The 13,133-nt window shown below is 68.1% G+C and carries 13 protein-coding genes; 8 read left to right on the plus strand and 5 right to left on the minus strand.

Annotated elements, in window-relative coordinates; all coding sequences use genetic code 11:
* The 4 genes from Aco04nite_RS01805 to Aco04nite_RS01820 form a co-directional block, all read right to left on the minus strand.
* A partial coding sequence (locus Aco04nite_RS01805; protein ID WP_280519300.1) for a sigma factor occupies nt 1–297 on the minus strand: 297 nt, incomplete at its 3' end.
* A 222-nt stretch (nt 298–519) separates the two neighbouring features.
* Nucleotides 520–1,032 (minus strand): LURP-one-related/scramblase family protein, encoded by a 513-nt coding sequence (locus Aco04nite_RS01810; RefSeq protein ID WP_212995447.1) that lies wholly within the window; start codon nt 1,030–1,032, stop codon nt 520–522.
* Nucleotides 1,033–1,048: 16 nt separating this feature from the next.
* Nucleotides 1,049–1,804: an SDR family NAD(P)-dependent oxidoreductase gene (locus tag Aco04nite_RS01815; protein ID WP_212995448.1), complete on the minus strand. Its 756-nt coding sequence runs from the start codon at nt 1,802–1,804 to the stop codon at nt 1,049–1,051.
* Between the two features lie 32 nt (nt 1,805–1,836).
* Nucleotides 1,837–2,658, minus strand: coding sequence for a helix-turn-helix transcriptional regulator (locus tag Aco04nite_RS01820; RefSeq protein WP_212995449.1), 822 nt, complete (start codon nt 2,656–2,658; stop codon nt 1,837–1,839).
* Nucleotides 2,659–3,036: 378 nt separating this feature from the next.
* Between Aco04nite_RS01820 and Aco04nite_RS01825 the strand changes: the two genes are divergently transcribed.
* Genes Aco04nite_RS01825 through Aco04nite_RS01860 form a run of 8 tightly spaced genes read left to right on the plus strand, consistent with a single transcriptional unit; the run spans nt 3,037 to nt 12,737 of the window.
* On the plus strand, nt 3,037–4,191 hold the full coding sequence (locus Aco04nite_RS01825) for an ROK family transcriptional regulator (protein ID WP_212995450.1): 1,155 nt from the start codon (nt 3,037–3,039) through the stop codon (nt 4,189–4,191).
* The gene (locus Aco04nite_RS01830; protein ID WP_212995451.1) at nt 4,188–4,982 is read left to right on the plus strand and encodes an ABC transporter permease; all 795 of its coding nucleotides are present in this window, start codon (nt 4,188–4,190) and stop codon (nt 4,980–4,982) included. The genes Aco04nite_RS01825 and Aco04nite_RS01830 overlap by 4 nt, the downstream gene beginning before the upstream one ends.
* The gene (locus Aco04nite_RS01835; protein WP_244875680.1) at nt 4,979–5,740 is read left to right on the plus strand and encodes an ABC transporter ATP-binding protein; all 762 of its coding nucleotides are present in this window, start codon (nt 4,979–4,981) and stop codon (nt 5,738–5,740) included. The genes Aco04nite_RS01830 and Aco04nite_RS01835 overlap by 4 nt, the downstream gene beginning before the upstream one ends.
* Nucleotides 5,737–6,717: an aliphatic sulfonate ABC transporter substrate-binding protein gene (locus tag Aco04nite_RS01840; protein ID WP_212995453.1), complete on the plus strand. Its 981-nt coding sequence runs from the start codon at nt 5,737–5,739 to the stop codon at nt 6,715–6,717. Before Aco04nite_RS01835 ends, Aco04nite_RS01840 begins: the two co-directional genes overlap by 4 nt.
* Nucleotides 6,714–8,180 carry a sulfatase family protein gene (locus Aco04nite_RS01845; protein WP_212995454.1) on the plus strand — a complete coding sequence of 489 codons (1,467 nt, stop codon included), beginning with the start codon at nt 6,714–6,716 and terminating at the stop codon, nt 8,178–8,180. The genes Aco04nite_RS01840 and Aco04nite_RS01845 overlap by 4 nt, the downstream gene beginning before the upstream one ends.
* A complete protein-coding gene (locus Aco04nite_RS01850) occupies nt 8,177–9,598 on the plus strand; it encodes a sulfatase family protein (protein ID WP_212995455.1) in 1,422 nt (473 codons plus the stop codon). Before Aco04nite_RS01845 ends, Aco04nite_RS01850 begins: the two co-directional genes overlap by 4 nt.
* Entirely contained in the window at nt 9,595–10,503 is a 909-nt protein-coding gene (locus Aco04nite_RS01855) for a formylglycine-generating enzyme family protein (protein WP_212995456.1), read from the plus strand. The genes Aco04nite_RS01850 and Aco04nite_RS01855 overlap by 4 nt, the downstream gene beginning before the upstream one ends.
* Nucleotides 10,504–10,529: 26 nt before the next feature.
* Complete coding sequence (locus Aco04nite_RS01860; RefSeq protein ID WP_212995457.1) at nt 10,530–12,737, plus strand: family 43 glycosylhydrolase; 2,208 nt, start codon at nt 10,530–10,532, stop codon at nt 12,735–12,737.
* Here the strand turns inward: Aco04nite_RS01860 and Aco04nite_RS01865 are convergent, their stop codons facing one another.
* Nucleotides 12,738–13,070 (minus strand): hypothetical protein, encoded by a 333-nt coding sequence (locus Aco04nite_RS01865; RefSeq protein WP_212995458.1) that lies wholly within the window; start codon nt 13,068–13,070, stop codon nt 12,738–12,740.
* Nucleotides 13,071–13,133: the final 63 nt, after the last annotated feature.

Here is a 13,133-nt window from a genome sequence, read left to right on the forward strand (position 1 = left end):
GCCGGCGAAGTCGACGCCGCGTTCCGGGTCGAACTTGTCCACAGCCTTGATCAGGCCGACGGTGGCGGTCTGGAACAGGTCGTCGGTGGGCTCGCCGCGGCCGGAGTAGCGGTGGGCGAGGTGGCGGGCGAGCGGCAGCCAGGCCTCGATCGCCCTGTCGCGCAGGGAAGCGCGGGACGGGTGCCCGGCCGGCATCGCGGCCATCGCGTTCAGGAGGTCCGCGGCGCTGTCCGCGGACGCCTCGCTGATCTTTGAAGTCTTTGTGTTCGTAACCGTGGTCGACTGGGTAACAGTCATGTCGTGGTCCTCCCTGGCACCTGTCCGGAGAGCCGGCCCGGCGGAATCGCCAGGCCCGGTCGGGCGGGGTGTCACTATTGGCTCGCCGTCGACGGTGATCGATGCGACCACCGTCGCCGACGCGTACTCGGCCGTTCGGTTACCAAGACATTAGCCGAGCGGGCGAGCAAAGACTAGCCGAAAGTATGAGTCACTTTCAGTGACTGCCCACACAGGGTGAATCTAGTCCTCGTCCTTCTGCTCTTTTTCCTTCTTTTTCTCCTCGCGCTCCATGGCCAGGTCGAGCGCCAGGACCGCGCCGATGATCAGCAGCGGCTCGATGCCCGCCGAGATCTGCACGGCGTAGGTGTCGCGGATCGTCAGCCAGCGCTTCGAGACCGCGGCAACCTCCTCGCCGCCGAGCTCGATGATGTACTCGTGGTCGAGGAGGTTGCCCTTCATCTCCAGGTCGTCCGGGCCGGGGACGTCGATGGTGAACTTGTCCCGGAACGGCGTGAAGAGCTTCTTGCGGACCTCGGCGGCCGTCTCGCCGTCGATCTTGATCTCGTACGTCGGCCGGAGCGCGACCAGATGCCGGTGCACGCTCGCGACCTCGTTGCCGGACGGGTCCTCGATCACGACCTTGTCCCGGACGCTGAACACCTTGCCGTCGACCCGGTACAGCTTCGTGCCGTGCTCGTCGAGCACATCGAAGTCGTCGCCGATCGAGAAGAACTTCTCCCTGATCACATACATAGGGAGATTGTCCGCCTCAGAGCAGCATTCCGCCCGAGGCCTCGATGCGCTGCGCGGTGACCCAGCCGGTGTTCCCGGTGAGCAGGGTCGCGACCAGGCCGCCGATCTCCTCGGGCCGGCCGATCCGCCCCATCGCGGTCTGCCCGCCGAGGTGCTCGCTGACCTGCTCGTTCTGCAGTGCGCCGCCACCGAACCCGGTGCCGATCGGCCCGGGAGCGATCACGTTGGCGGTGATGCCGCGCGGCGCGACCTCCTGTGCCAGATAGCGCGTGAAGACCTCGACGGCCCCCTTCGCCGCGCCGTACGCCGCCCACGGCCCGTTGTTGACGAAGCGCGTCAGGCCGGTGGAGAAGTTGACGATCCGGCCGTTGTCCGCGATGAGCGGCAGCAGCTTCTGGGTCAGGAAGAAGACGCCGCGGACGTGCACCCCGAACAGCTCGTCGAAGACCTCGACGGTGGTGTCGGCGACCATGCCGGCCAGTCCGACACCGGCGTTGTTGACGAGGTGGTCGAAGGTGTCGCGGTTCCAGGTGTCGCGCAGTGTGGTGCCCAGGGCGTCGGCGAAGGCGTCGAACGTCTCCACCTCGCGGGTGTCGAGGTGCAGCGCCACGGCGACCCGGCCGAGCTGCTTGACCTCGTCGACGACCTCGGCGGCCTCCGAGGCGTTCGTGCGATAGGTGATGATCACGTCGACCCCGGCCGTCGCGAGGGCGAGGGCCGTGGCGCGGCCGAGACCGCGGTTGCCACCGGTGATCAGGGCGATTGTGGACATGGTGCTCCCTTGAAAGGTGTTGATGAGGAAAATCAGACGACTGCGGAGAGCAGCTGGAGCTTCTCGTAGCTCTCGCTGCCGGGCACGGCGGTGAAGACCAGGAGGACCTGGGACTGGCCGGGGTCGACCAGGGTCTGGCAGTGCACCTCGATCTCACCGAGCTGCGCGTGCGCGATCCGCTTGGCGTCGAGGTGGGTGGCGCTGACGTCGTGCGCGGCCCAGACCTGGCGGAATTCGGGGCTCAGGTCGAGCAGCTCGTCGACGATCGCCGCGGCCCGGGAGTCCTTGCCCTCCCGGGTGTAGGTGATCCGCAGCTGCGCGGTGAAGATGCGGCTGTGCATCGGGTGGTCCCGCTCCGGGTAGATCAGCCGCGACTCGGGCTCGGTGTACCAGCGGTAGACCATGCTGCGGGCCTTCCCGGTCCACCGGGTGTCATCGCCGAGCAGCGCGATCGCCGGCCGGGTCTGGCTCAACGTCTCGCCGAGGCTGCTCAGTACCTGGGCGGGGGTGTCCTGCAGCCGGTCGAGGATGCGCATGATCCCCGGGTTGATGTGCTCGGAGCGCGGCGCCCGTTTCGGCGTGGCATGTCCGGCCAGGCGGAACAGGTGGTCCCGCTCGTCCAGCGAGAGGTGCAGGCCACGCGCGATCGCGGCGAGCATCGGCTCGGATGGTGTCGGGCCGCGCTGCTGCTCGATCCGGCTGTAGTAGTCGGCCGACATGCCGCTGAGCGCGGCAACCTCTTCGCGGCGCAGGCCACCGGTACGCCGCCGGGGCCCCCGGGGCAGCCCGACGTCCTCGGGTTGCAGGGCCTCCCGGCGTGTACGCAGGAAGTCGGCTAGCTGGGCGCGGTCCACGAGACGATCCTAGGAACGAACGGGCGAGTGGGTGTCTGTCATGACTGAAGACTGGGCGCCCGCCGACCTGGGAGTAAGGCCCCACCTATCCACGGACAAGGTGTCCCTGGTTCACGCGCGGCGCCGGCCGGGACGGGTGGCCGACGCCGAGCGCTGGGGATCGCCGCTGGTGGGGACGTATCGCTATCCTCTTCGATGCATCAGTTAACAAGCAAGCAATCCTTGTTCCGGAACCTGACGCGAAAAATGCGGAGGACCGTGCCTGGCGAAGACTCCCAGGTTAACGACATGTTTCGAGCGCAGTTTTCCTAGCTGCGAAGTAGAGATAATTCTGCCGGAGTGTTGACGGAAAAATTCTGCCGGTCCTACCGTTGCCTCGTGTCGGGCACCGTAGGCGTACATGCGCTGGTCAGGCGCGCTCATGAGGAGCGCGTCCTGTCCCTGCTGCGCGATCGCGGCGCGCTGAGCCGGGCCCAGATCGCGACCCGGGTCGGTCTCTCCCGGACCACCCTTTCGGAGATCACCGGGGAGCTGCTCGCCCGTGGCGCCATCGTGGTCGTGAACACCGACGCGAAGGCGCGGGCAGGCAGCGGGCGTCCGGCGGAACTGCTGGCGCTGGACCCGCACTCGGGCCAGTTCATGGGTGTCGACCTGGGGCACAACCGGGTCCGGGTGGCGGTCGCGGACGCTTCGCACGAGATCATCGCGCGGGGGGTGAGCTCGTACGCCGCCGAGACGCCGTGGGCCGACCGGCTGGCCGCCGCGTTCGCGCTGATCGAGCGGACGGGCCGCGAATCCGGCGTCACCTACCAGGCACTACAGGGTGTCGGGGTGGGTCTCGCGGGTCCCCAGCCGGCCGGCAGCGCGCAGTCCGGGATCGTCTCCGACGCGTTCAGCCGCCGGTTCGCCGCGCCCGTGCTGGTCGACAACAACACCCGCTTCGCGGCGCTGGCCGAGGCGATCGCGGGCGGTGACGACGTACGTGACGTCCTGTATGTCCGGCTCTCCGACGGCATCGGCGGGGGACTGGTCGTCGGCGGGCGCCTGGTCGCCGGGCGCTTCGGGGTCGCAGGGGAGTTCGGGCACATCACCGCCGACCGGTCCGGGGACGTGTGCCGCTGTGGCAAGCGCGGCTGCCTGGAGACCGTCGCCTCGGTCCCGGCGGTGCTGCGGGCCTGCCGGCTCGCCACGATCGAGGACCTTTCCGCCGCGTTGGCCACCGGTGACAGCACCGCGATCACGACAATCGAACGGGTGGCCACCGCGGTCGGGCGGGTGCTGGCCGACGCCGCGCTGATCCTCAACCCCGAGCAGATCGTCATCGGCGGCCGGCTGGTGCGGGCCGCGCCCGGCATCGTCGCCCGGGCCGGCGCGATCGTCGAGGCGGAGCTCGTCCCGGCAGGCGGGGACCGGCCGCGCATCCGGGCCGCCCGGCTCGGCGACGACGACGGCACCCTCGGTGCGATCGCGGCCCTGTTCAAGCAATCCCCGCTGCTGGCGGGATATCCGGAAACCGCTGGGAGCATGCAGTGACGACGCTCGTCGAAAGTCCCCCACAACAGCGGGCCGGGGTTCCCAGGAAGAAGAACCGCACGTTGCTGCTCAACGCGATCTCGATCATCGCGGGCATCGGCGTCTGGTGGGGGTTCTCGCTCGCCGGCTTCGACATCCCCGCCCCGCCCGAGGTGCTGAAGCGTTACGGCGAGCTGATCGCCGACGGCACGCTGGGCGAGGACATCGTGGCCAGCCTGACCCGGGTGCTGAGCGGATTCGTGCTCGGCGTCGCCCTCGCCGTCCCGGTCGGCTTCCTGATGGGGTGGTACGGCACGGTCCGCGGCCTGGTCGAGCCGTGGGTGCAGTTCTTCCGGACCATCCCGCCGCTGGCGATCATCCCGCTCGCGATCGTGCTGATGGGCATCGGCGAGACCCCGAAGATCTTCGTCATCTTCCTGGCGTCGTTCCTGGCCTGCGTCATCGCGACGTTCCAGGGCGTGGTCAACGTGGACAAGACGCTGATCAACGCGGCCCGGGTGCTCGGCGCGAACGACCGGGTCATCTTCGCCCGGGTCGTCGTGCCCGCGTCGAGCCCGTTCATCCTCGTCGGCATGCGGGTCGGGCTCGGCTCGTCCTGGGCAACGCTGGTCGCCGCCGAGCTGATCGCCGCGCAGCAGGGCCTCGGTTACCGGATGCAGAGCGCGCAGCTCTACTACGACCTCCCCACGATCTTCGTCGGCCTGATCACGATCGGCATCCTGGGCCTGCTGATGGACCGGATCCTGCTGCTCGCGGAGACAAAGCTGACCGGATGGCAGGAACGCCGATGATCACCATTGACCGGATCCACAAGAGTTTTCCGCTCAAGGGCGAGACGTTCACGGCGCTCGGCGAGGTGTCGCTGGAGCTGGCGGACAACGAGTTCGTCACCATCGTCGGCCCGTCCGGCTGCGGCAAGACCACGCTGATGAACATCCTCGCCGGGCTCGAGACGCCGACGAGCGGGCAGGCGCTGCTCGACGGCAAGGCGATCAACGGCCCGGGGCCCGATCGCGGCGTCATCTTCCAGCAGTACGCGCTGTTCCCGTGGCTGACCGTCCGCAAGAACGTGGAGTTCGGCCTCAAGACCAAGGGCGTCGGGCGCGAGGAACGCCGCCGCATCGCCGAGCACTTCATCGAGCTGGTCGGGCTCACCCAGTTCGCCGACGCGCTGCCCAAGATGCTGTCCGGTGGCATGAAGCAACGTGTCGCCATTGCCCGTGCGTACGCCGTGAACCCCTCGATCCTGCTGATGGACGAGCCGTTCGGGGCGGTCGACGCGCTGACCCGCGTACGCCTGCAGGACCAGCTCCTCGTCACGTGGAGCCAGGAGAAGCGCACGGTCGTCTTCATCACCCACGACGTCGACGAGGCGGTGTTCCTGGCCAACCGGGTCGTCGTGATGGCGGCCCGCCCGGGTCGCGTCGTCGAGGTCGTCGACGTGGACCTGCCCTACCCCCGCAATGACGAGCTCCGGCTCAGCCCCGCCTTCACGGCCCTGCGCAATCGCGTCTGGAACGCCGTCTACCACCAGGAGACCCCCGCATGAACCGTCGGTCCTTTGTCGCGCTCATAGCCTCCACGACCCTGCTCGCAGCCTGCGGCGACGATGACGAGAGTTCCAGCGGTGGAACCACGAAGGTCAACTTCGGCTACATCGGCGACTACAACGGCACCAGCCTGCTGGCGGTCGCGAACGACCAGAAGCTCTGGGCCAAGCACGGCCTCGAGGCCAGCACGAAGGTGTTCACCAATGGCCCGCTGCAGGTCACCGCTCTGAACGCGGGCGACCTCGACTTCGGCTACATCGGCCCGGGCGCGGTCTGGCTGCCCGCGTCCGGCAAGGCGAAGATCGTCGCGCTGAACTCGCTGGGCAACGCCGACCGGGTCATCGCGAAGGCCGGCATCACGGACCTCAGCCAGCTCAAGGGCAAGAAGGTGGGCGTGCCCGAGGGCACCTCCGGCGACATGATCCTGACCCTGGCGCTGCAGAAGGCCGGGCTCACCAACGACGACATCCAGCGCGTGCCGATGGACGCCGCGACCATCGTCTCCGCGTTCGGCTCGGGCGCGATCGACGCGGCCGGCATCTGGTACCCGCTGCTCAACAACATCAAGGCGAAGAAGCCGGACCTGGTCGAGCTCGCCAAGGACGCCGACTTCGCCGACAAGGTCTCGTTCCCGACCGCGTTCGTGGCCTCCAACGACGCCGCGAAGGACACCGCCAAGGCCACCAAGGTCGTGCAAGTGCTGCGCGAGGCGATGGACTACCGCAAGGCCAACCCGGACCAGACGGTGAAGCTGGTCGCGGCGATGCTCAAGCAGGACGAGGCCGCGGTGAAGGCGGACGCCGCCAACAGCGAGATGCTCGACAGCAAGACCATCGACGGCTACAACGCCGACGGTACGGCGGCCAAGTGGCTCACCGGCATGGGCGACTACTTCGTGGGCGCGGGCAAGCTCAAGGAGAACCCGGACCCGGCCACCTACTACCTGGGCGACGCGTTCACGAAGGCAGCCGCGTGAACCTTCTCTTCCTGATGACCGACCAGCACCGGGTCGACACGCTCGGGGCGTACGGCAACAGCCTGGCCCGCACCCCGAACCTGGACGAGCTCGCCCGCACCGGCACCCGCTTCGATCGGTGGTACACCCCGACCGCGATCTGCACGCCGTCGCGCGCGAGCCTGCTCACCGGGCAGGCGCCATTCCGGCACAAGGTGCTGGCCAACCACGAGCGCAACGTCGGTTACCTGGAGGACCTGCCGGAGGGGACGTTCACGTTCCCCGAGGCGCTGAAGGAAAACGGCTGGAACGCCGGACTCGTCGGCAAGTGGCACGCCGGGACGGAGAAGACCGCTGCGGACTACGGGTTCGACGGGCCGACGCTGCCCGGCTGGCACAATCCCGTCGACAACCCGGACTATCTCGCGTACCTGAAGGACAACGACCTTCCGGCGTACGAGATCAGCGATCGCATCCGCGGCACGCTCCCCAACGGCGGCCCGGGCAACCTGCTCGCGGCCCGCCTGCACCAACCGGTCGAGGCGACGTTCGAGTATTACCTGGCCACGCGGACCATCGAGCTGATGCGCCGCTACGCAGCCGAGGGCAAGCCGTTCTACCTGGCGACCCACTTCTTCGGCCCGCACCTGCCCTACATCGTGCCGGACGCGTACTTCGACCTGATCGACCCGGCGACGGTCGAGCTGCCCAAATCGATCGCGGAGACGTTCGAGGGCAAGCCGCCGGTGCAGCGCAACTACAGCGCGCACTGGACGTTCGACACGATGCCGATCGAGGTGACCCGCAAGCTCATCGCGGTCTACTGGGGTTACGTGACGCTGATCGACGAGCAGATCGGCCGGATCCTCGCCGTCATGGACGAGCTCGGCCTGCGCGACGAGACCACGGTCTTCTTCACCTGTGACCACGGCGAGTTCACCGGCTCGCACCGGCTGCACGACAAGGGCCCCGCGATGTACGAGGACATCTACCGGACCCCGGGCATCGTGCGCGTCCCGGGCGCGCCCGCTCAGGTGCGTACCGAATTCGTGAGCCTGCTGGACTGCACCGCGACCATCCTCGACCTGGCCGGCCTGCCCACCGACCAGGCGGTCGACTCCCGCAGCCTGGTGCCGCTGCTCCGCGGCGAGCACCCGGAATGGCAGCAGGACATCGTCGGCGAATTCCACGGCCACCACTTCCCGTATCCGCAGCGAATGCTCCGCGAGGACCGCTACAAACTGGTCGTCAACCCGGACTCCACCAATGAGCTCTACGACCTGCGCAACGACCCCGACGAGCTGCTCAACATCTACCACCACCCGGAGATGGAACCGGTCCGCAGCCGGATGCTCAAACGCCTCTACACGCTGCTCGTCGAGCGCGACGACCGTTTCTACCACTGGATGACGTCCATGTACGACATCGGCCAGGTCGACCACGACCCGACCCAGAGCGGCCTGGATGAGGCGTCCTACCAGTGACCACCAGGCGGCCGAACATCGCGATGATCCTCACGGACGATCACGCGGCGCACGCGATCGGGACGTACGGGTCGGTCCTGAACGCCACGCCGCGGATCGACGAGATCGCGAGCCTCGGCCGCCGGTTCGACAACTGCTTCGCGACGAACTCGCTCTGCTCGCCCAGCCGGGCCAGCATCCTCACCGGCACGTACAGCCACGTCAACGGCGTGACCACGCTGGTCACCCCGATCGACGCCGGCCAGCCGACCTTCGTCTCGCTGCTCAAACAGGCGGGGTACCGCACGGCGATGGTCGGCAAGTGGCACATGGGTGACGGCCCCGGGCACGATCCGCAGCACTTCGACTACTGGGACGTGCTGATCGAGCAGGGCGAGTACAACGATCCGCGGTTCCTGTCGGCGGACGGCCTGCGCACGGTGCCCGGCTACACCACGGACATCATCACGGACCTGGCCCTGAACTGGGTGGACTCGCTCGACGGCGACGACCCGTGGTGCGTACTGATCTATCACAAGGCCCCGCACCGCCCCTGGGTGCCGCATCCACGCCACCGGGATCTCTTCACCGGCCCGATCCCGGTGCCGGCGACGTTCGACGACGATTACGCGACCCGTACGTCGTCCGCGCGCCGTGCCGCCATGCGCATCGCCGAGCACCTCACCCGCGACGACCTCAAGACCGATCCGCCGCCCGGGCTGGACTACGAGGCCGAGGCGCTGTGGAAGTACCAGCGGTTCATGGCCGACTACCTGCGCTGCGTCACCGCCGTGGACGAGAACGTCGGCCGGGTCACCGACCGGCTGCGCGAGCGGGGCGACCTCGCCGACACGCTGCTCATGTACGCCTCCGACCAGGGCTTCTTCCTCGGCGATCACGGCTGGTTCGACAAGCGCTTCATGTACGAGGAGTCGCTGCGCATGCCCCTGGTGCTCAGCTACCCCGCGCGCATCGAGCCGGGCGCGCCGATCACCGACATCGTCACGAACGTCGACTGGGCGCAGACCATCCTGGAAGCGGCCGGCGTCGCACCGCACCCGCGCATGCAGGGCCGCAGTTTCTGGCCCGACCTGCTCGGCACGCCCGCCTCGGCTCCGGCGACCGGAATGTATTACCGCTACTGGGAGCACGACGACGTGTTCCACAAGGCGCCGGCGCATTACGGATTCCGCACCGATCGCTACAAGCTCATCTACTTCTACAACGACGGGCTCGGCATTCCCGGCACCGGCGAATTCACCTATCCCGGCGAATGGGAGCTCTACGATCTCACCGCCGACCCGGCCGAACTGCACAACGTCTACCACGACCCTTCCTACGCCGGGATCCGCGACGACCTCGCCCGGCAGATGTGGCGGGAACAAGCGCGTTTGCAGGACGAGCCGCACGCGTCGCAACCGAAGCCGGTGGGGCTATGAGTTCCTGTTGTTCACCCTCCACTGCGCATGCGGCGCTGCCCACAACCAGGATCGAAGAGCGCGGACAGCATCGGATTGCTCAGGCTTCGGTGCCCGGCCAGACGTTTGTGATGGGTGATGCCCAATCCGATGGGGTACGCCCGGACGGCGAGCAGCCCCTCCATCCCGTACGCCTCAACGGTTTCGCCATCGACACGACCACCGTGACCGTCGCCGATTTCCGCGCCTTCACCGAGGCAACCGGATACCGGACCGAGGCCGAGCAGTTCGGCTGGTCCGCGGTCTTCCACCTGGCGGTCTCCGACCCGTCCCAGGTCGTCGGCCGGCTCGGCGGCACCCCCTGGTGGCTCGGCGTGACCGGCGCGGACTGGGCCCACCCCGACGGCCCGTCCTCGGCAGCGCTCGACGATCACCCCGTAGTCCACGTGAGCTGGAACGACGCGCAGGCATACTGCACCTGGGCCGGGCGCCGGCTGCCCACCGAGGCCGAATGGGAATGCGCGGCCCGGGCCGGTCAGGAATCGCAGCGTTATCCATGGGGTGACGAGTTGCCGCGGGAATGGGCCTGCAACATCTGGCAGGGCGATTTCCCAGTCGACAACACCGCCGAGGACGGCTGGCTCACCACCGCGCCGGCCCGCAGTTACGCCCCCAACAACTACGGCCTCTACCAGCCCGTCGGCAACGTCTGGGAATGGTGTGCCGACTGGTTCTCACCCGTCTACTACTCGCAGTCCCCCGTGGAGGATCCCCGGGGACCGTCGCTCGGCACCGCGCGCGTGATCCGCGGCGGCTCGTACCTGTGTCACGACTCGTACTGCAATCGGTATCGCAACGCTGCCCGCTCGTCGAACACCCCCGATTCCTCGACGGGAAACACGGGCTTCCGAACGGCTGCTCGCTAGCGGTCACTAGTGGAGGAAACGCACGGATGCGTAAAACCCCCGCCCTGCTCTCACTACTTCTCGTTTTCGCCGCATCGCCGGCCTCGGCTACTCCCCGCGCCCCCGCCACTTACGCGAACCCCGTCACAGCCGGCACGGTCGACACCTTCCCCGACCCGGCGACCATCAAGGCGAAGGACGGCAAGTGGTACGCGTACGGCACCACGAACCCGATCTTCAACAGCGCGGGGGAGACCGGTGAGCACATCCTGCCGACCCTGAGCTCCACCGACCTGGTCCACTGGACGTACGTCGGCGACGTCTTCGCGCTGACCGCCAAGCCGTCCTGGTGGCCGTCCGCCGCGCGGCAGTGGGCACCCGACATCCGGTACTTCAACAACGAGTACCACCTGACGTACTCGCTCTCCACCGGTGGCATCGGCCTGGTCACCAGCGCGAACCCGGCGGGGCCGTGGACCGACCGGGGCCAGATCGTGCCCAACGGCGGCGGCTGCCCGAGCGGCACCATCGACCAGGCGATGTTCCAGGACACCGACGGCTCGTACTACCTCTACTGGGGCAGCTACGACACGATCTGCGTGTCCCGGATGAACGACACGGCGACCGCCCTCACCGGCACGGTCACCACCATCGCCCGCGGACGCCGCGCGGAGGGCGGCTTCGTCGTGCACCGCGGCGGCTACTACTACCTGTTCTATTCCGACGGCGGCTGCTGCGACGGCGCGTTCAGCGGGTACGTGACGAAGGTCGGCCGGGCCACGTCGCCGACCGGGCCGTTCACCAGCCCGAGCGGCCTGAACCTGCTCGACACCACCAGCAAGGACGGCATCGTCGTCGCGGCCAACGGCAACGGCTGGGTGGGCCCGGGCCACAACTCGATCACCACGGACCTCGCCGGCCAGGACTGGCTCGTCTACCACGGCATCGCCGAGACGAACCCGGACTTCCCGCCCATCACCGGCGCCAACGGCGCCACGCTGAACCTGACCCGCCGCCCGATGCTGATCGACCGGCTCGACTGGATCGGTGGCTGGCCCGTGGTGAACGCGGGAGCCGGGCCGTCCACCGGCCCGCAGACCGCGCCGGTGACCACGTGGACGGTCGGCAGCACGTTCGGCTCGACCGCCGGCTTCGGCACCGACTGGTCCCTCGTGGATGGTCACCTGACCACGCCGACGCCGTCCACGGTCCTGAGCACCGCGACGGTCAGCGGCGACGTCCGTGTCGAGGGCGATGTGCGCGGCCAGGCAGCCGGCATCGTCTACCGGTCGGGTGCCCGGCAGATCAGCGCCGTGCTCGACAGCGCCACCCGTCAGTTCGTGGTCTCCGTGGGGTCCTCGGTCACCAGGGCGGCGCTGCCGGCCAACTTCAACTACGACTCGTGGCACACCGTTGTGCTCGAGAAACGCGGGAACGCCCTCTACGCCGAGGTCTCCGCGGACCGGCTGTACGACGCGGTCGCCTCGGTGAACGTCACCGTGCCGGCGGGGTACACGTCCGGGCGGATCGGTGCGGTCTCCCGCGCCGGGGCCGCTGACGTCGACAATCTCGGTGCGGCGCCGCTCTACCGCCCGGTTACGAGGCGCGTCAACGATCCGGTTGTGGGCGCGGCGCTCACGGCGTACTCGGATGAATTCAATGGGTCTGCTGTTAATGCCGGTTGGAGCTGGGTCCGGGGCAATCCGGGCACGACCGTCAGTGGTGGCGCGCTGGTCTGGCCGACGCAGGGAGCTGAGCTGTATCAGGGCGACAACTCGGCGTCGGTGCTCACCCGCGACGCGCCGGCCGGGGATTTCGTGGTGGAGACGAAGGTGACGTTCGACGGCACCCGCGGCAACCAGCAGGCCGGTCTGGTGCTCTACGAGAACGACGACAAATTCGTGAAACTGGTCCACTCGGTGCTGCCACTGACGACGTACGGGCCGGCCGCTGTGCAGCAGACCACCGAGTTCACCAAGGAGGACACCCGGGTCTCGACGGGTCAGGTCTTCTCCGGCCCGATGTTCGGTGGCCCGGCGACGCCCACCGAATGGCTGCGCCTCGCGTATCACTACGACGCGGCGAACAACGCCAACGACATCCGCATGGCGTCCAGCACCGACGGCACGACCTGGGAGTGGGGCGGCGCCTGGTCCTTCCCCCGCGGTGGACCGCTCAAGATCGGCCTGGTCTCGATGAACACCACGGGCGCCACCGGCACGTTCGACTACGTCCGTACGTACGCGGGCCGTTGATCAGTCCGTAGCCGCCGCTCGCGCCTTGATGCGGCGGTTACGGACGCTGAACATCACGATGCCCGCACCGATCAGCGCGATCCCGCCGATCATCAGGGCCAGCTGGACGGTGTTGTTCTCGACGAAGTCGTAGATGACGTAGAGCGTCCAGAAACCCGAGAAGAAGAATCCCGCGTACGCCATCAGCCTGCCCTCGGGGAGCAGGTTGCCGCGCCACACGACGTCCGGGCCCGGTGTCTGTCGCGCCCGGACGAGTTGCATGACCGACATCACCCACCACAGCGAAGCAACGGCGATCTTTGCCACAGTGAGAATGACGTCCAGGCTGTCCACGCTGCGAGAGTAGGCGATGTGATCAAAGGTTGATTTGACAGGCTTTGGCGCGGAAGTGAAGCC

Origin of the sequence: Winogradskya consettensis, from assembly GCF_018332715.1 — a bacterium.
Lineage (GTDB): Bacteria > Actinomycetota > Actinomycetes > Mycobacteriales > Micromonosporaceae > Actinoplanes > Actinoplanes consettensis.